The organism is uncultured Parvibaculum sp., assembly GCF_963975745.1.
Taxonomy (GTDB): Bacteria; Pseudomonadota; Alphaproteobacteria; order Parvibaculales; family Parvibaculaceae; genus Parvibaculum.
On the sequence record NZ_CAXBIB010000019.1, the window covers coordinates 31422 to 48751 of the forward strand.

Sequence of the window (17330 nt, forward strand, 5' to 3'; positions counted from 1 at the left end):
GGGAAGAGAGATATAGCCGGGGGCCCGGGCCGATCAAACCGCTAAATGGTCGCGGCAAAAGGGCATTTCGCCGGAATCCCGCTCAAAGCCCCAGCATCATCCGCGTCGCCGGCCCGGCGATACCGTCGGCGAAAAGGCCGTATTCCTGCTGGAAGGATTTCAATGCGCGTTCGAGCCCCTCATCAAAGACGCCGTCGACATTGATCGCATAGCCTTCCTTCGCCAGCGCCTCCTCCAGCGACCGGACATCCGCACCGGTCATGTGCGGCGTCGTCAGGCGCAGGTTGCGCGTCGCCGCATCGACGGCCGAGACGGGCACCGGCGGGCGGTAGTCGAAAATCACGGGTTCAATCCTGACGCCGCGCACCGTCACCGGCAGCGCAAGCTGCCAGTTCTTCGCCCCGATCAATGTCTCGAACGCGTCCATGCGATAGACGGTCCTGCCGAGCAGTCTGTTGGGGTGGGTTGCCAGCCAGTTTCGCCGCTCCCTCACATAGGCCGCGATCCAGGCGTGTTCGCCGGCGCGCCCCGGCTGCCCCATTTTCACCAGCGTGCGGTCGCGCATGGGCGCCCAGGCACCGTGGATCGTGCTGTCATAGATGATGGCGTGTGAAAGCGCTTCGGCAAGGCCGAGCTTCGATGCCGCCTCGGCCGAAGGCCGCCAGAAGACGCGGTCGAAGAAATTCTCCTGCGCTTCCTGCATCACCGGATCGGCGCCGGCATCTGTCAGCAGGCCGCGAAACGTCATGTCGTTGTCGAGACGCAGATCGATATCGGCAAGACGCTGCAGATAGGGTTTCAACGCCGCGGCATAGGCTGCGCCCGCGGCCGCGCAATAGGCCTTGATAAGCAGATAGAGATTACCGCTGCCGAGCGTCGTCTGCGCCATGCCATAGGTCAGGTGACCGCTGTCGCCAGCCAGCAACGTGACCCGCCCATAGTCGCCGCGCGCCTGCCCGGTCTCGAAGACATTGACGATGGCCTTGGCCGTCTGTTTCTGAAGTTCGGTCAGCATGATGTCCCTCCGCTCAGACGCGCTGTCGCCGCGCGCCAACCGCCATGCTAGCGCAGGGTCTCAGACCCGGGGATTACTCATTCGCTGCCCCGGCCTCGACAGCGGCGATCCGGGCCCTGACGGCCGGGACCCAGGCCGCGTCGTCCGGCGCGTCGGCCAGCATTGCCCGCCAGCGCGCGAGCGCCGCATCGCTGCGGCCCTCGTCATGTTCGGCAATCCCGAGAAAATACTGCGCACGGGGTTCGGCGGGATCGAGCGCGGCGGCCTTTTCGAAATCGGCTTTCGCGCCAGCCGTCACACGCCCTTCGGCCGCAAAGACGCGCGCTTCTCCGCGCGCCGCCAGGCGCTCGGCCGTTGCCCCATCGATGATGATCGCCCGCGTCCATGCGCCGGCTGCGTCATCGTAGCGGCCAAGGCGCAGATAGGTCGGCGCGATCAGTTCCCAGCCCTGCAGATCGTCCGGTGCCGCCTTCAGGCGCCGTTCGATGCGGACCACCAGCGCTTCGACCGGCAATTGGCCGGCCGGGACCGCAAGGCGCGGTGCAAGCGGCTGGTCCGGCAGGCCCGGCGATCCGGCCTGCAGATAGATGACGAGCGCCAGCAGCGGCACGCCCAGCGCCGTGGCTGTCGCCATGATCCTGCGCCGGCGGGGACTGGTACCTGCCGCCCCGTCCTGCAGTCCCTGCCGCGCCGCATCGGCGGCCAGAAGGCGGCGCGAAACTTCGACCCGCGCCGCGGCGGCTTCGGCTTCGGCGATCACGCCCCGCTCGAGGTCGCGGCCGATCTCGGCGAGCTGATCGCGATAGAGCGCGACTTCGCTTTCGCCCGCGTCGGCACGGGCGCCGGCCGCCGCCCGCAGGGGGCGCAGCAGCAGAATCACGACAATGCCAGCAAGAAGGGCCAGCATCGCAAAGAGCAGGATGTCGCCGGAAAAAGCCAAGGAGACGTCTTTCACTGAGGCGTTGCGGAATGCCCCTTGTATAGAGGCTGCAGGCGCTGCGCAAAAGCGGCGCAGGGACGCAGGCCAGCAGTTCTGCGTGCTTTGCGTATCGTCCGCCGGCCGCTAGTCTCCCGCGCAGAATTGCCACGCAGGAGGGAATGGTGCTGCGGATTCTCAAGACGGGCGTGTCCGGCCTTGCCGGCATTGCACTGACGGTGCTGGCCATCGTGCTGGTGCGCGCTGCCATCGAAGCCCCCGCTCCTCTCGATCCGGCGCCGCTGATGGCACGCGCCGCCGGCTACGACGCGGTGATCCGGCGCGACGAATGGGGCGTTCCGCATATTCTCGGCAAGACCGATGCCGATGCCGCGTTCGGCGTAGGCTTTGCACATGCCGAGGACGACTACGCGACGATCGAGGAAGTCGCCATCGCAACGCGCGGCACGCTCGCCGCGGTCAAGGGCACGGAGGCGGCCGTCACCGACTATCTCGTTCACCTGATGCGCATATGGGAAACGGTGGACGCGCGCTACGAAAGCGACCTCAGTCCCGAGGTTCGGCGCGTCATCGAGGCTTACGCGGACGGGGTCAACTACTATGCAGCGCTCAATCCGGACAAGGTCACGCCCGGCTTCCTGCCGCTGACAGGCCGGGATGTTGCAGCCGGCTTCATGTTCAAGACACCGTTCTTCTACGGGCTCGACAAGACACTGACGGCCATTTTCGAAGGGCGGATCGGCAAGGCGGGCGGCCTGTCCAAGGAAGGGATAGACGCCTTCCTGCCGACCCAGACACCGCTGCCGGTCGGCTCCAATGCCGTCGCGGTCAGCCCGGCGCGTTCATCCGACGGTGCCACACGCCTTCTCGTCAATTCGCACCAGCCCTTCACCGGTCCGGTCGCCTGGTGGGAGGCTGTTCTGCGAAGCGAGGAAGGCTGGCATGTCGCGGGCGGGTTCTTTCCCGGCACGCCCTTCATGCTGCATGGCCACAACCGCCATCTCGGCTGGGCCAATACGGTCAACGAGCCCGATCTCGTCGACATCTATGCGCTGACGATCAATCCCGAAAACGACGACCAGTATCTTCTCGACGGCGAATGGCGGGACTTCGAGAAGAAGGTGGCGGAAATCCGCGTCAATCTCTGGGGCCCGTTCTGGTGGACGGCCAACCGCGACGTTCTGTTTTCCGAACACGGGCCCGTGCTGAAGACCGAGGCCGGCGCCTATGCCGTCCGCTATGCGGGCATGGATGAAATCCGACAGGTCGAACAGTATTATGCGCTCAACAAGGCCACGCAGCTCGGTGAGTGGATCGAGGCCATGAAGCTGCATGCATTGCCCAGCATCAATTACATTTATGCCGACCGGCAGGGCAACATCGCCTATGTCTACAATGCGCAATTTCCAGCCCGCGCCGACGGGCCCGACTGGTCTGGCGTGCTGGCGGGCGACGATTCAAACCTGATCTGGCAGGGCTATCGGCCGTTCGACGCCGTGCCCAAACTTTACAATCCCAATTCGGGCTATCTCTACAACGCCAACAACACGCCCTTCCGCGCCAGTGCGGCCAATGACAATCTGAATCCGGACAACTTTCCGGCAGCGATGGGCATTCAGACAGACATGACCAATCGGGCCATGCGCGCCGAGGCGACATGGGGCGCCGATGGATCGATTTCAGCCGACGAATTCCGTCGCTACAAATACGATCTCGGCTATGCCGACGGATCGCACATGGCGCGGCTGATCGACGAGGTGTTGCAAGTCGATGCCGGCGACGACACCGACCTTGCCGAGGCGCAACGCATTCTTGCCGGATGGGACCGGGCGACCGACACGGCAAACCGCGGTGCGGCGCTTGGCGTGCTGATGGCCGAACCCGTGGTGCGCGCCGGTCTGGCCGGCCGGCCGGCGCCGGAGGCGCTCGACACGCTGCGCGATGCGATCGAAACACTCAAGACCCATCACGGCCGGCTCGATCCCGCCTGGGGCGAGGTCAACCGTCTGAGACGCGGCAACCTCGACCTGCCGGTCGACGGCGGACCCGATACACTGCGGGCGATTTACGGCGCATTGCAGGACGACGGGACGCTGACGGCACGCGGCGGCGACACGTTGATCATGTTCGTGGAATGGGACCGTTCCGGTCGGCTGAAGTCGGAAAGCGTTCATCAGTTCGGCAGCGCAACGCTGGACGAAACGTCGCCGCATCATGCCGATCAGGCGCCGCTCTTCGCGACGATGCAGACGAAGCCGGTGCGGTTCGAGGAAGAAGACCTGAAGGATCACATCGTCGAAAGCTACCGGCCTGGCGCGCGCTGAGCTAGACGGCCGCCTTTTCGTTCGACGGCGTATCGCGGCCGACAATGCGCGTCAGCGGCAGATCGACATAGACGGTCGTTCCGGCGCCGGGTTCGCTTTCGATCGTCAGCGTACCGCCATGCAGTTCGGTCAGATGCTTGGCCAGCGGCAGCCCGAGACCGGTGCCTTCATGCGTGCGCGACAGCGAGCCATCGACCTGCGTGAAGGGTGTCAGGGCCTTTGGAATGTCGTGTTCGGCGATACCGATGCCCTTGTCGACGACCGCAATCTGCAGGCTGTCGGTGGAAATTTGCGCTTCGATTATCACCACGCTCCCATTCGGGCTGAATTTCACCGCATTCGACACCAGATTGATCAGCACCTGCTTCAGTGCCCGTTCGTCGGCAACCAGGAAGAGCGACGGCGACGGCAGACAGCATTCGATCTCGATGTTGGCCTGTTGTGCGCGGTGGCGAACGATGCGTGTCGCTGCCTCGACCATGCGGTCTAGCTCGGTTTCGTCTTCATGCAGCTTGAAATGACCGGCTTCGATCTTCGACAGATCGAGAATGTCGTTGATGAGACTCAGCAGATGAACACCGCTGTCGTGGATGTCTTCGGCATATTCGCGGTAACGCGGATTGCCGACCGGACCGAAGAGCTCGCGCTCAAGGGCTTCGGAGAATCCGATAATCGCGTTCAGCGGCGTGCGCAGTTCGTGGCTCATATTCGCCAGGAATTCCGATTTCGAGCGACTGGCGGCCGTCGCCTGGTCGCGCGCCTCGCGCAGCGTCTCGGCCTCCTTGTGTCGCGCGGTCACGTCCTGGATACCGATCAGCAAGGCCGGCCGGCCGTGGAACTGAACCGTTGCGGCCGAGACCAATGCCCAGATCGGCGTTCCATCGCGGCGCTTCAGCCGGAATTCCACGGGAACGCCGGCGCGGCCGCTGACCAGCAGGCGTTCGAGACGTGCATCGATATCGTCCTCGTCGAAGAAGGTGCGGACATCGATGTCCCTGGCCTCTTCCTCGGAAATGCCGAACAGCTTGAGCGCCGCGATATTGGCCTGCATCAGGCGGTAGTCGGCCGGGTCGACCAGCGAGCTCGGCAACGGTGCCGCATAGAACAGACTCTGAAAACTCTCTTCAGTTGCGCGAACCGCCTGTTCGGCCTCGCGCCGCACTTCGACCTCGCGCTTCAACTGGTCGTAGAGTTCCTGCTGGCGCATCAATGTCAGGAAGCCGCTGCGGCGCATTCGGTTCGCCGCCCGCACCATTTCGACGCCGATGGCATTGACCACGGCGAAGAGCGCGGCGATCTGCCCGATGGCGGCCAGCGAAACATCAGCCAACCACGGAGAAATAAACACAAAGCTCACGCTCAGGATCGCCGAGAATGCCAGCGTCGATGCCAGGGCGGTCGGCATACCGATATAGAAGGCAAAGAGAACGACAACAATCGCCAGCAGGCTGGCCGCAAAGTCGACATTGCCCAGCACCAGCGATGCAGGCGCAACGATGGCGACGAGTGCCTGCGTCGCCATTGCACCGTACATGAACTGCTTGCTGTTTTCGTAGCTGGCGTAGCGCTTGAGCGCGATCAGGATGGCCGCCAGCGTTGCCAGACGGCCAATCGTCAATGCGATGAAGGCCCAGCCGAATCCGATCAGCAGATAATCGAAAACAGCCCAGCAGACAAAGATATAGACGGCAATCAGGACGGCGCGGAGGCGCGCATGCGTCTCGGGCCAGCTTGCGCGAGCAAACGCCGCCTCAAGCGTCCGATCGACGAACTCGCCGGTCCAACGGAATGCACGCTCGATCTCCGGCGCGGGCGCGCCGGGTTCGGGCAAAGCATCTCCGGCCGTGTCCTCGGACCCCCTCACGCGGCTCCCTTTCCACATATGTTTCGGCTCGGCGCGTCTCCCCACTCGTCGAGCGCCCGTACAGTAAGGTTCAAAGGCTAAATAAAATGCAAAATTTCCGGCTGTGGCCTTTCTCGCGACCGGCGCTCCGCCTATCGTTTGCGCGCCTGTCCGGTGTGCGAAAACGAGACAGAACAGGAAGTCAGGGGAGACGGACGAGATGACGGAACAGAGCGGCAGCGGCGAACCGAGCAAAGGCATTCTGAGCGGCATTCGCGTGCTCGATTTCGGCCGCTACATTGCCGGCCCCTATTGCGCGGCCCTGCTGGGCGACATGGGCGCCGAGGTGATCCGTATCGAGAGGCGGGAGGGCAGCGAGGACCGGTTCGTGCAGCCGATCGTGCCCGGCGCAGGCCCCGGCGAAGGCGGCGAAGGCGCGATGTTCCTGCAGATGAACCGGAACAAGAAAGGACTGACGCTCGATCCGATGACCGAGGCAGGCCGCGGCATTGTCCGGCGTCTGGTCGCAACGGCCGACGTGGTCGTCGCCAATCTGCCACCTTCGACACTGACGGCGATGGGCCTCGACTATGAAAGCCTCGCAGCGTCAAAACCCGACATCATCCTGACCACCGTCTCGGCCTTCGGCCATGGCGGCCCCTATAGCGAACGCACCGGCTTCGACGGCGTCGCCCAGTCGATGGTCGGCGCGGCCTATCTGACCGGCCATCCCGACGAACCGGTCAAGAGCTACGCACCCTGGGTCGATTTCGGCACCGCCTCGCTTTCAGCCTTCGGCACGATGGCCGCGCTGATGGAACGTCAGAAATCCGGCAAGGGGCAGGTCGTCGAAGGTGCGCTGCTCTCGACGGCGCTGGCCTATTTCAATTTTCACCTGATCGAACAGCAATTGCGCCAGACCAATCGCGTGGCGATCGGCAACCGCTCGCCCTATGCGGGGCCGGCCGATATCGTACGCACCAGGGATGGATGGATTCTGGTCCAGGCGATCGGCGCGCCGCTGTTCAAGCGCTGGGCGCGGCTGATGGGTGAAGATCACTGGCTCACCGATCCGCGCTTCAAGGACGATCTCGCGCGCGGCGACAACGGCGCAATCCTGTCGGAACGCACGGCCCGCTGGGCCGAAACGCGCACGACCGAGGAAGCGCTGGCCGAACTCGAGAAGGCACGCATTCCGGCCGGTCCCGTCTACACGCCGCAACAGGCACTGGACGACCGGCATATCCGCGAGATGGGCTATCTGAAGCCGCTCGATTTTCCCGGCCTGCCAGGACCGGCGCCCGTGATGGAGACACCGCTCCGGCTTTCACGCACGCCTGGCAGCATTCGCGAGCGGGCGCCGGTTCTGGGCGAGCATACGGATGCCATTCTCGGCGCGCTCGGCTATTCGCCCGGCGAGATCGCCGCATTTCGCGCCGATGGGGTCATCTGAGCATGGCAGATCCGTTCGCGCGCTTTCCCCGGTTTCCATTGGCCCATCTTCCGACGCCGCTTGTCGAAATGAAGCGCCTGCGCGCCACGCTGTCGGGGCGCATGAATGCCGAACCGCCGCGCCTGTTCATCAAGCGCGACGATTGCACCGGTCTTGCGGGCGGCGGCAACAAGACGCGCAAGCTCGAATTCCTGATCGGCGAGGCGCTGTCGCAGGGCTGCAATACGGTGGTGACGACCGGCGCCCTGCAATCGAATCATGCCCGGCAAACGGCCGCCGCGGCGGCTGCGGCCGGCCTTCGCTGCCTGCTGGTGCTGTTCGAGAGCGTGCCCTATGCGGGCCGCGCCTATCGCAGTTCCGGAAATCTGCTGCTCGACCGCATTCTCGGCGCGGAGGTTCGCGTCGAGCAGGCAGATGCGGATGCCGGCGCCTTGTTCAGGCAAGTGATGGCGGAGATCGAAGCGGGAGGCGGCAAGCCCTATCTGGTGCCGGTCGGCGGTTCGAACGCCACCGGCTCGCTCGGCTACACGGCAGCCTATCTCGAAATCGCGGACGCGCTCGATGCTCTCGGTACCGGCCCTGCCCGCATCGTCCATGCCTCGTCGAGCGGCGGCACACAAGCCGGCCTCGTCGTCGGACGGCAGTTGCGCGGACACGGGCCGTCGGTCGCGGGCATCAATGTCTATCGCGCCGACAATGACGCCATGGCGGCCGGCATTCTCGCGCTGGCCGGCAAGACGGCGGCGCTGTTCGAACTTGCGGCGCCCGAAGCCGGGGCGGTGGTGCTCGACGGTGCGCATCTCGGTCCGCGTTACGGGTTGCCGACCGAGGAAATGAAAGCGGCAGTCGAGCTTGTCGCGCGCGAAGAAGGTGTGCTGCTCGATCCGGTTTATACGGGAAAGGCGATGGCCGGCTTCATCGCCCAGGTGCTGGCCGGCCGCCACGACGATGTCGAAGCGCTGGTCTTCCTGCATACCGGCGGGATGCCGGGCCTCTTTGCCTATGAAGACGAATTCTAGCTCGCCGCCTGAAGGGCAACGCCGGCGCGGCGGCGCAGCAATTCGGCCAGACGTTCTTCGCCCAGCGCATCGCGAAAGCTGGCCGCAATCTCGACAAAGGCCTCGGCATTCATGCGCGCCGTACCGCTCGCCGTCCGCATCTCCTCCAGCAACCGATCTTCATAGGTGTTGAGATAGGTCGTGATTTGCGCGCGGATACTCCGGCAGTGGCTTTGCGCACCGACGGCTTCGCAGATCGGGGCAAGACCTTCGAGGAAACGGAGACAGGCGCTCATGCGCGCCGTGCGCACAGGGTCAGGTGCGGACGAGATGTCGGGACGGAGCGGCCCGCCTCGTCCAAACTGCCCGATCTGATGCAGCGGCAATGCGCGTGGAAGGTCAGTCTCAAAGCGCGCCATTTCCTGCGATATCGCCGCCGAAAGGCGGGCACGCGCGCCCAGCAGGCGCTGTCCCCATTCGCCATGGCGCCGCAGGTCGATTTCCGTGGTGAAGCCTTTCGATATGCGGGCAAAGCGCCGCACCTCTTCACGCAGCTGGTCGAGATCCGTCTGTCCCGGACGCTTGCCCTCGGCGTTGCGGGCAATTCTGTCCATGTCGGCAAGCAACAATTCCCCGACGACCGCAAGTTCGCTGCGGCTGATCAGCATGTCGTTGCGGTAGTGCGCCACCTTCCGCGCAAGGCGCAGTATCTGCGACGGCTCGGAAAGACGCGCCATGGCCACGAAGGCGACATAATTGGCCGCTTCCGGCGAATTTTCGTGCGCTTCCTCGTATAGATCCTTGACCGCACCGACCATGGCGTCGTCGAAATCGGCAACCGGCTTCGGCAGGATCGATTGCAGTTTCAGCATGATCGGGGCAACCGAGAGGACGACCGCAATCGATGCCGCATCCTCAAGGCCACCTTCGCCGCCGAGCCGCGCCTCAATCTCGCGGCGGCGTGCCGCATCGCGACGCGCTTCGTCCAGTTCCGCGGAAATGGCCGCGGCCACTGAAGCGTGCAACACCGACACAGCCGCATCGAGGGCGACGGTGTCGCTCTTCAATGTATGATCCACAATCCGGCGTGCCATGTCCGGCACAGCGTCCGGCAGCAACTCTGTTTCAAGCCACGCCCAGAGCGGCCCGATGACAGCACGTGCAATCTCGCCGCGGCTGCGGTCTATCGACGGCGCACTGGACAGCAGATCCTCGAATGGCAGGCAGAGACGGCGCAACGGATCGGCCATGCCCGGCCGTTTGCCCTGGAGGGTTGCCAGAATCGGGCGCAGGCCGGAGAGAATAGTCTCATAGGGAAGTCCGGCGGTGCCGCGCAGCTTCTCGCGCTCGATACCCGAGGCAAGCTTCAGCACGGCCGGCGCGGGCAATTGCGCCAGATATTTGGCCAGGCGCTGCGACAGCGATGTATTCGGTTCATCGGCCATGACGTCTCGGCTGAACTCGGCGGTCCCCATGCCACCCCCAAAAGCCCAGACTACGAAGCCATGCTTAAAATTTGGTTCCGTATCGTCGCAAATGACAGAAACGCGCCATTTTCCAACATCCGGCCGAGCTGCAGCAGCGGACCCCGAATGGGCCGGTTTGCAGCCAGATTTTCGTTAGCCCGCGTGAAATTTCGGTGATAGCGTTTTGGTCCGGGCGTCGCCTTTGATGGTGGCATCCGTTCGTTCTATCTCTATGCGAGGCAATCAACGCACTATGGCTAGCGGAGTCGTGAAGTGGTTTAACGCCACGAAGGGTTATGGATTCATTGCACCTGCGGATGGCGGCAAGGACGTATTCGTCCACATCTCCGCCGTCGAGCAGGCCGGCCAGAAGACCCTGCAGGAAGGTCAGCAGATCCAGTACGAACTGGTCGAGGGGCGCAACGGCCGCTTCTCTGCCGAAAATCTGGTACTTGGCTGATCCACACATGGTATCGCGACGGGCGATGCCGCCCGTGTACGACAAGACCAAGAAACCAAGGCCCTCCCCCTCATGGCGGAGGGCCTTTTGATTGTCGGACGCCACGTCTAACATGTGCTCATGTTTGGCCCTGCGTCGCTCTTCGAGCGCCTTCATGCCCTTGTCTGGGATCAGTCTCTGGACGATCAGCCGTTCTGGCAGCGCACCATTCTGCTGGCGGCGCGGATCGGCTGGGCGGTGGTCCGCGAACTGCTGGCCGGCGCGCTGAGCCTCCGGGCGATGAGCCTGGTCTACACCACCTTGCTGGCTCTTGTGCCGGCGCTCGCCATCGCCTTCGCCATTTTCCGCGCCTTCGGCTTCGACAGCTATCTTGAAACGATCATGGCCGACTTCCTGTCACCGCTGGGCGACCAGGGTGCGGAAATCACCGACCGCATGATGGAGTTCGTGCAGCGGGTCAACGTCAATGTTCTGGGCACGGTCGGCTTTGCGTTTCTGCTCTACACGGTGATTTCGCTGATCAACAAGGTCGAGGCCGCCTTCAACAGCATCTGGCATGTCGAAGCCAGCCGCTCCTTTGCGCGGCAGTTCACCGAAATCGTCAGCATGGGCATTCTCGGGCCGCTGATCGTGCTGACGGTGATCGGCATCATGGCCGGTGCGATATCCAACAGCTTCGTCAGCGAGGTCGCCGAATACTGGCTCGTCGTCTATCTCGTCGAGCAATCGAGCAAGCTGCTGCCCTTTGCCGTACTGATCGCCGCCTTTACCTTCATCTACATGATGGTTCCCAACACGCGGGTCAAACTCGATGCCGCGCTGGTGGGGGCTGTCGTGGCAGGCGTCACCTGGGGGGCGGCGGGCTGGACCTTTGCAACCTTCGTCGTCAAATCGGCGCAATACGTCGCCATCTATTCGGCCTTTGCCAGCCTGGTCTTCTTCATGATCTGGCTGTACGCCGCCTGGCTGATCCTGCTCGGCGGCTGTGCGATCGCCTTCTACTATCAGAACCGCTCCTACCTCTCCGCCCAGTCGGGCATCAACCCGCTGACGCTGCGCCAGCTTGACCGCATGGCGGTACAGGCGCTGCTGCTGATCCATGACGCCTTCGAACGGGCGCACACGCCCTGGACCGAGGAGGCGCTGGCGCGGCGGCTGCATGTGCCGATGGAGGCCATGGGCGAAATCGCCGGCGCGCTGTGCAATGCGGGTTTCGTCACATTTTCGTCGGGCAACCCGAGCCGGTTCGTCCCCACCCGTCCCGCCGACAAGACGCGCATTGCCGATGTCATGGCCGCGGTGCGGGCACAACGCTACAAGCGCCAGGTCGACGATGCGACGCTGGCGCACGAGCCGCGGGTCGACGGTTTCTTCGACGCCCTGTCGGCGCGGGAGGCGGCACTCGCCGAGCCGACCACCATCGCAACGCTGCTTTCGGAGGCCGAGCCTGTCCCGGCCTCCGGCAGCGCCGGGTCGGCGCAACGTTAACCTGTTGATTCGCGATCAGATGGTTGCCGCGCGGCGGCCGAAGCGGTGCAGCCGGCGATGGCGCGGTCGCTCCGAAATCCCGAAATGCCAGCAATGACCGGCATTGGCCGCCTACCTGATGATGTGTGCGCAATTTCTTCACACACATTCTCTTGACGGGAGCGGCCGGGAGATTCAGGCTCTCTCTACTGGGTTCAACAATTGAAAGGAGGTGATCCGATGTCTAACGGTCTGGTGACACCGTTTGCCATCGCCAAGATTTCGATCTCGACAGAGGGTCGTGTGGCGAGGCAGGTAAGGTCGGAAACTTCCGGGGGCCTTTCTGCCTGAGCCTTTATCCTTCATCGCCGCACCGTGACCGGCGCGGCGACTCTGCAATCGAAACAGATGGACGCAAACGGGGCGGTCCAGAGACAAGACAAACTGGCCGCGTCGCTGCCGTTTCCGAACTGGCCGCCGCTTTCCTTGAAGGAGAGCGGCGGCCTTTTCACATCCGGCGTCATACCGACACGCTGTCTCACGAAGGTCCGGCTTCGCCTCAGTTCATGATCTGCCAGCTGCCGTCGGGCTGGCGGCAGGCGGTGCCATAGGCCTGTTCGGCACGGCCGCCGATATAGACGGTCTGGCTGTATTCGCGGCAATAGCCGGCATTCGACTGGTAGGAACGCTGCGGCTCGACATAGCCGTAATTGCCGCTTTCGGGATTGCGCCACTGCGTCCGGTGGCCGGTCTGGAGCGCATTGTAGGAGGCGTTCTGGACGTACATCTGGTCGGCGCGATCGAGACTGCGGCCGATATTGTTGCCGACCAGCGCACCGATCAGCACGCCGGCACCTGTCGCCCAGAGGCGCCCGGAGCCGCCGCCGATCTGCGAACCGGCGAGGCCGCCGGCAACCGCGCCGGCCAGCGTGCCGAAGCCTTCCTTCGGGCCTGTGCCGCCATAACCGTAGCCGGGGCCGCCCGTCTGGCAGCCTGCCAGGGCCAGAGCCAGTGTGCCCACAAGAAGCGTGCTTTTGATCTTCATCGCTGTACCCCGTGTCCTGTTTGGGTGATCCAACAGTCGCGAGGATAGGAAAATGCCCTTGAGCGGAGCCTGAATGCGCCGTTCATCGGGCATTCAGCTTCGGCCGCCGCGCGGCGTCATTCGGTGGCGGCCGGCAGCAGGAGTTCGGCCCGCAAGCCCCCCAGTTGCGAGGTTTCGAGCCGCAATTCGCCGCCATAGAGCTCGGCAATCTCGGTGACGATCGACAGGCCGAGGCCCGAACCCGGCTTGCTTTCGTCGAGCCGCGCCCCGCGTTTCAACACGGTCTTTCGTGCCGCCTCGGGCAGGCCCGGCCCGTCATCCTCGACCGCCAGCACGAAATAGGCCCGGCCGTTGCGCGGCGGCGCCGGCACCACGCTCAGCACCACGCGGGCGGCCGCCCATTTGCAGGCATTGTCGACCAGATTCCCGGCGACTTCCTCGAGATCCTGCGCCTCGCCGCGAAAGCCGGCCGTTTCCGGGCAATCGACCGCGATGGCGATGCCGCGATCGGCATGGATGCGTTCGAGTGCGCGGGCGATGCGCGCCAGCACCGGCGCAACCGGCGTGTTGACGCCGAGCACATTGGCCGATGCGGCCATGCGGGCGCGGGCCAGGTGATGGTCGATCTGTTCGCGCATCTGCCCGGCGAGGCGGCCGACGGTATCGCCGAACCCGTCCTTGTGACCGCGCGCCTCGTTGGTCAGCACACTGAGCGGCGTCTTCAGCGCATGCGCCAGATTGCCGACATGGGTGCGGGCGCGCTCCAGCACTTCGCGATTGCCTTCCAGCAGGCGGTTGAGTTCGTCGGCCAGCGGCTCGATTTCCGAGGGGAAGCGGCCTTCCAGCCGCGTCGCGCGTCCCGAACGGATCTGCGCCAGCGCCAGACGCACCTTTTCGAGCGGACGAAGTCCGAAACGCACCTGGATCAGCAGCGCCACGACAAGTCCGGCGCCCATCGCGGCCATGGCGACGAAGAGCCATGTGTTGAAGCCCTGGATTTCACGGTCGATCTCGCTGCGGTCGCCGGCGACGGCGAAGGAAACCCGGACGTCATAGTCCGGCAGCGACACGCGCCGTTCGGCAACACGCAGCCGCTGGCCTTCCGGTCCCGGGACGTCGAAGACCTTGAGCCCCAGATCGCTGCGGCCGGCGCCACGACCGGTCGCCACATCGAGCGACTGGTCGAAAAGCGAGCGCGAACGCAAGGCCGGCCGTTCGGCGAGCGGCGATACCTGCCAGTACCAGCCCGAATAGGCCAGGTCGAAACGCGTTTCGGAAAGGTCGCGAATGCGGACGAGTTGACCGGCAGAATCGACCTCGGTCGTTGCGATGAGGCTGTCGAGCAGGACATCGAGCCGCGCGTCGAAGCTGCGTTCGACCGAATTGCGAAATATGGCGGAGAGGATCAGACCGCCGGCGACAAGGGCCACGACGCTCCACAGCGCCGCGCCCGCCGCTAGGCGGAAGGCAAGGCTGTCAGACCGCATCTTCCGGCGCCGTCAGCCTGTAACCGAGGCCGCGCACGGTCTCGATCACATCCTTGCCGAGCTTGCGGCGCAGGCGGCCGACAAACACTTCGATGGTGTTGGAGTCGCGGTCGAAATCCTGATCGTAGAGATGTTCGACAAGTTCTGTGCGCGAGATGACACGATCGCGGTGATGCATCATGTAGGCGAGCAGGCGATATTCGAGCGAGGTCAGCTTGATCGCGCGCCCGTCGACCGTCACGCGCGAGCTGCGCGTGTCGACCCGCACCGGACCGCATTCAAGTTCGCTGGTCGCATGGCCGGTCGCGCGGCGCAGCAGCGCCCGCAGGCGCGCCAGCACTTCCTCCATGAAGAAGGGCTTGGCCACATAATCGTCGGCACCGGCGTCGAAGCCCGCCACCTTGTCCGACCAGCGATCGCGCGCCGTCAGAATCAGGACCGGCATGGTCTTGCCGTCGCGGCGCCATTTTTCGAGAACCGTCACACCGTCCATTTCGGGCAGGCCCAGATCCAGCACCACGGCATCATAGGGCTCGGTATCGCCGAGGAAGTGGCCTTCCTCGCCGTCCATGGCGCTGTCCACCACGTAGCCGGCCTCTTCCAGCGCTCCCACGAGTTGCCGGTTGAGATCGGGATCGTCTTCGACAACCAAAAGCCGCATGACCCCTGCTCCACTCCCTGTCCGCTAACGGGCACCCATGACCCGGCCCGAAGCGGCATCGACAGCCACCACGACGACCCGGTTGTCCGGTGTCCTGATCTTTACATAGTAGGTCTGGCCAGCAAGGCTCATGTCGAGGAAACGGCCCGGATAGCTCGACAGGGCCGCCTGCTTGGCCTGGCCGGCCGAAATCGCCCGGCCCTGGCGCACGGCATCGCGTGCATCGTCCTCGCCCGGACCGCGCCCCCAGTACTGTGCCTCGACCAGAAGCCCGGCTGCCGGAATCTCGGCATCGATCACCCGATCGGCAAGCGCCGGCCCGGACCCCATCAGAAGAAGGGTCGCCGCGGCGGTCGTCAGGGCGACCCATGTGCGTGTCCGTGTCATGCCCCCGGTCCTAAGCCATCGCGACTGAACCCGCGATGAACGGGCGTCGCGGTTTTCCGTCAGGATCCGGCGCTCAGAAGCCGCTGAATGTCGCGAATTCCTCGAGCGGCGCGCGATCCGTGCGCAATTGGTTAATGGGCGCCGCCTCGTCCATGTAGCCAAGCCCCATGCCGCAGAAGAGCATAAGCTCATCGGGCATCTGCACAAACTCCGCCACCGTCTTGTACCAGATCGCCCAGGCTTCCTGCGGCGCAGTATGCAGCCCGTGCTCGCGGGCGGCCAGCATCACCGACTGGATGAACATGCCGAGATCCGACCATTGTCCAAGGCCCATCTGCCGGTCGATGGCAAAGAACATCGCCACCGGGGCGTCGAAGAAGCGGAAATTGCGCGCAAACTGCGCCTGCCGTCCCGCCTTGTCCTCGCGCGTCACGCCGATCGTCGCATACATGTCCTCGCCGCATTTGAAGCGGCGCGCCTTGTAGGGCTCGGTCAGCGCTTTCGGATAGATGTCGTATTCGAGACCGTCGCCGAATGGCGTGTCTTTCTGCTTTGTCTCGACAATCGACAGAAATTCCTTCAGCCGCTCGCCGGTCACGACATAGACGTGCCAGGGCTGCAGATTGCCGCCTGAGGGCGCATATTTGGCCTCTTCGAGAATCTGGCGCACGGTTGCCTCGGGCACCGGCTTGTCGAGAAAGGCACGGCAGGTGATGCGGCTCTTCAGCGCTTCGGAGACTTTCATCGGCATTCTCTTTCTTCGGTTGCGAATCCTATCGGGCCGTCACATAGGGCCACAGCGCGTCCGCCCCGCGTGAAATCGTCTCGCGGCCGAGCCGCTCGGCCCATTCGGCACCGGCGCCGAACTCGGCGCGCCACGACCAGAGCCGGCGCGTCGCGAAATGCAGGCCGTGCTCATAGGTAAAGCCGATCGCGCCATGCACCTGATGGGCGATCGAAGTGGCGATGCTCGACGCATCGTCGGCGCGGATTTTCGCCACCGCAACCTCGAATGATGCATCACCCTTGTCCAGACTTGCACAGGCATAGTCGGCGGCAATGCCGGCAGCGGCCGCCTGCGTCGCCAGCACCGCAAGCTGCTGCTGGATCGCCTGGAACTTGCCGATCGGCTTGCCGAATTGCGTCCGTTCATTGGCATAGGCGACCGATTGTGCCGTCAGATAGTCGAGCGCGCCCGCCATCTGGCAAGCGCGGATCAGCGCTCCATATAGACGCAGCGCATCCTTCTGCATGGCGACTGGCATGGATTTCACCGGCACGTTGTTCAGCGTCACCATATCGCGCGGCTCGCGCGCCACATTGATGTCGGGCGCGATCGTCGCCCCGTCGAGCGGCACCAGCATCACCGCACCGCCGGTCAGCGCAACGCCATGCGCGGCCTGCCGGCCCCAGGGCACGCGCGGCGCAGTGCCGGAAAGCCTGTCGCCCGAAAGCGTGAAATCGCCTTCCATCACCGTCAGCACGCCCTCGGGTGCCGCGATGCCTGCTTCGGCAAGCAGCCAGTGCGCAAGCAAGGCTTCGGCAAGCGGCAACGGTGCAACATGACGGCCGGCCGCCTTCAGCACGATCGCCGCATCGCTCCATGTGCCGCCGGCGCCGCCCTGCGCTTCGGGGGCCAGCACGCGGGTCAGACCGTTCGCCTCGAGTTCGTTCCAGAGATCGGCCGGCCAGACGCCGTCTTCGGCGCTCTGGATCAGGTTCTTCGTCACCCGTTCGCCGAGCAGGCCATTGACGCTGTCGGAGAGGATCGTCTGCAACTCGTTCAT

The 17330-nt window shown here is 64.5% G+C and carries 15 protein-coding genes; 5 read left to right on the plus strand and 10 right to left on the minus strand.

The window, feature by feature from the left end; genetic code table 11:
* Positions 1-82 precede the first annotated feature (82 nt).
* Together AAC071_RS14165 and ccmI are read right to left on the minus strand one after the other, a co-directional pair.
* Entirely contained in the window at positions 83-1015 is a 933-nt protein-coding gene (locus AAC071_RS14165; RefSeq protein WP_339833646.1) for a peptidoglycan-binding protein, read from the minus strand.
* Positions 1016-1088: 73 nt separating this feature from the next.
* Positions 1089-1955, minus strand: a complete 867-nt coding sequence (ccmI, locus tag AAC071_RS14170; RefSeq protein WP_339833649.1) for a c-type cytochrome biogenesis protein CcmI — start codon at positions 1953-1955, stop codon at positions 1089-1091.
* 161 nt (positions 1956-2116) lie between these two features.
* Here ccmI and AAC071_RS14175 point away from each other — a divergent pair, with 161 nt between their 5' ends.
* The gene (locus AAC071_RS14175) at positions 2117-4276 is read left to right on the plus strand and encodes an acylase (RefSeq protein WP_339833652.1); all 2160 of its coding nucleotides are present in this window, start codon (positions 2117-2119) and stop codon (positions 4274-4276) included.
* A gap of 1 nt (position 4277) precedes the next feature.
* Here AAC071_RS14175 and AAC071_RS14180 read toward each other — a convergent pair whose 3' ends face one another.
* Entirely contained in the window at positions 4278-6107 is a 1830-nt protein-coding gene (locus tag AAC071_RS14180) for an ATP-binding protein (RefSeq protein WP_339833653.1), read from the minus strand.
* Between the two features lie 232 nt (positions 6108-6339).
* Between AAC071_RS14180 and AAC071_RS14185 the strand changes: the two genes are divergently transcribed.
* Together AAC071_RS14185 and AAC071_RS14190 are read left to right on the plus strand one after the other, a co-directional pair.
* On the plus strand, positions 6340-7572 hold the full coding sequence (locus tag AAC071_RS14185; protein WP_339833655.1) for a CoA transferase: 1233 nt from the start codon (positions 6340-6342) through the stop codon (positions 7570-7572).
* Positions 7573-7574: 2 nt separating this feature from the next.
* Positions 7575-8591 (plus strand): D-cysteine desulfhydrase family protein, encoded by a 1017-nt coding sequence (locus AAC071_RS14190; RefSeq protein ID WP_339833658.1) that lies wholly within the window; start codon positions 7575-7577, stop codon positions 8589-8591.
* Here the strand turns inward: AAC071_RS14190 and AAC071_RS14195 are convergent.
* Positions 8588-10015 (minus strand): hypothetical protein, encoded by a 1428-nt coding sequence (locus AAC071_RS14195; RefSeq protein ID WP_339833661.1) that lies wholly within the window; start codon positions 10013-10015, stop codon positions 8588-8590. The two genes, AAC071_RS14190 and AAC071_RS14195, sit on opposite strands and share 4 nt — an antisense overlap.
* Before the next feature lie 274 nt (positions 10016-10289).
* On the opposite strand from AAC071_RS14195, the gene AAC071_RS14200 reads away from it, so the two are divergent.
* Together AAC071_RS14200 and AAC071_RS14205 are read left to right on the plus strand one after the other, a co-directional pair.
* Positions 10290-10496, plus strand: a complete 207-nt coding sequence (locus AAC071_RS14200; RefSeq protein ID WP_293509728.1) for a cold-shock protein — start codon at positions 10290-10292, stop codon at positions 10494-10496.
* 120 nt (positions 10497-10616) lie between these two features.
* Positions 10617-11984 (plus strand): YihY/virulence factor BrkB family protein, encoded by a 1368-nt coding sequence (locus AAC071_RS14205; protein ID WP_339833669.1) that lies wholly within the window; start codon positions 10617-10619, stop codon positions 11982-11984.
* A 538-nt stretch (positions 11985-12522) separates the two neighbouring features.
* Here AAC071_RS14205 and AAC071_RS14210 read toward each other — a convergent pair.
* The 6 genes from AAC071_RS14210 to AAC071_RS14235 form a co-directional block, all read right to left on the minus strand.
* On the minus strand, positions 12523-13008 hold the full coding sequence (locus AAC071_RS14210; RefSeq protein WP_339833671.1) for an RT0821/Lpp0805 family surface protein: 486 nt from the start codon (positions 13006-13008) through the stop codon (positions 12523-12525).
* Between the two features lie 116 nt (positions 13009-13124).
* The gene (locus AAC071_RS14215) at positions 13125-14495 is read right to left on the minus strand and encodes an ATP-binding protein (protein WP_339833673.1); all 1371 of its coding nucleotides are present in this window, start codon (positions 14493-14495) and stop codon (positions 13125-13127) included.
* Positions 14485-15156: a response regulator transcription factor gene (locus tag AAC071_RS14220; protein ID WP_339833676.1), complete on the minus strand. Its 672-nt coding sequence runs from the start codon at positions 15154-15156 to the stop codon at positions 14485-14487. The genes AAC071_RS14215 and AAC071_RS14220 overlap by 11 nt, the downstream gene beginning before the upstream one ends.
* 24 nt (positions 15157-15180) lie before the next feature.
* Positions 15181-15543: a PepSY domain-containing protein gene (locus AAC071_RS14225; RefSeq protein ID WP_339833678.1), complete on the minus strand. Its 363-nt coding sequence runs from the start codon at positions 15541-15543 to the stop codon at positions 15181-15183.
* Between the two features lie 73 nt (positions 15544-15616).
* Positions 15617-16288, minus strand: a complete 672-nt coding sequence (locus AAC071_RS14230; protein WP_339833680.1) for a nitroreductase — start codon at positions 16286-16288, stop codon at positions 15617-15619.
* A 28-nt stretch (positions 16289-16316) separates the two neighbouring features.
* Positions 16317-17330 (minus strand): acyl-CoA dehydrogenase family protein, encoded by a 1014-nt coding sequence (locus AAC071_RS14235; protein WP_339833683.1) that lies wholly within the window; start codon positions 17328-17330, stop codon positions 16317-16319.

What these genes read in the sequence shown, in the direction of transcription:
- AAC071_RS14225 (WP_339833678.1), bottom strand. Translation starts at nt 15,543, where the DNA reads ATGACACGGACACGCACATGGGTCGCCCTGACGACCGCCGCGGCGACC.
- AAC071_RS14185 (WP_339833655.1), top strand. Translation starts at nt 6,340, where the DNA reads ATGACGGAACAGAGCGGCAGCGGCGAACCGAGCAAAGGCATTCTGAGC.
- AAC071_RS14220 (WP_339833676.1), bottom strand. Translation starts at nt 15,156, where the DNA reads ATGCGGCTTTTGGTTGTCGAAGACGATCCCGATCTCAACCGGCAACTC.
- AAC071_RS14210 (WP_339833671.1), bottom strand. Translation starts at nt 13,008, where the DNA reads ATGAAGATCAAAAGCACGCTTCTTGTGGGCACACTGGCTCTGGCCCTG.
- AAC071_RS14230 (WP_339833680.1), bottom strand. Translation starts at nt 16,288, where the DNA reads ATGAAAGTCTCCGAAGCGCTGAAGAGCCGCATCACCTGCCGTGCCTTT.
- AAC071_RS14205 (WP_339833669.1), top strand. Translation starts at nt 10,617, where the DNA reads ATGTTTGGCCCTGCGTCGCTCTTCGAGCGCCTTCATGCCCTTGTCTGG.
- AAC071_RS14165 (WP_339833646.1), bottom strand. Translation starts at nt 1,015, where the DNA reads ATGCTGACCGAACTTCAGAAACAGACGGCCAAGGCCATCGTCAATGTC.
- AAC071_RS14190 (WP_339833658.1), top strand. Translation starts at nt 7,575, where the DNA reads ATGGCAGATCCGTTCGCGCGCTTTCCCCGGTTTCCATTGGCCCATCTT.
- AAC071_RS14215 (WP_339833673.1), bottom strand. Translation starts at nt 14,495, where the DNA reads ATGCGGTCTGACAGCCTTGCCTTCCGCCTAGCGGCGGGCGCGGCGCTG.
- AAC071_RS14200 (WP_293509728.1), top strand. Translation starts at nt 10,290, where the DNA reads ATGGCTAGCGGAGTCGTGAAGTGGTTTAACGCCACGAAGGGTTATGGA.
- AAC071_RS14195 (WP_339833661.1), bottom strand. Translation starts at nt 10,015, where the DNA reads ATGGCCGATGAACCGAATACATCGCTGTCGCAGCGCCTGGCCAAATAT.
- AAC071_RS14235 (WP_339833683.1), bottom strand. Translation starts at nt 17,330, where the DNA reads ATGAACGAGTTGCAGACGATCCTCTCCGACAGCGTCAATGGCCTGCTC.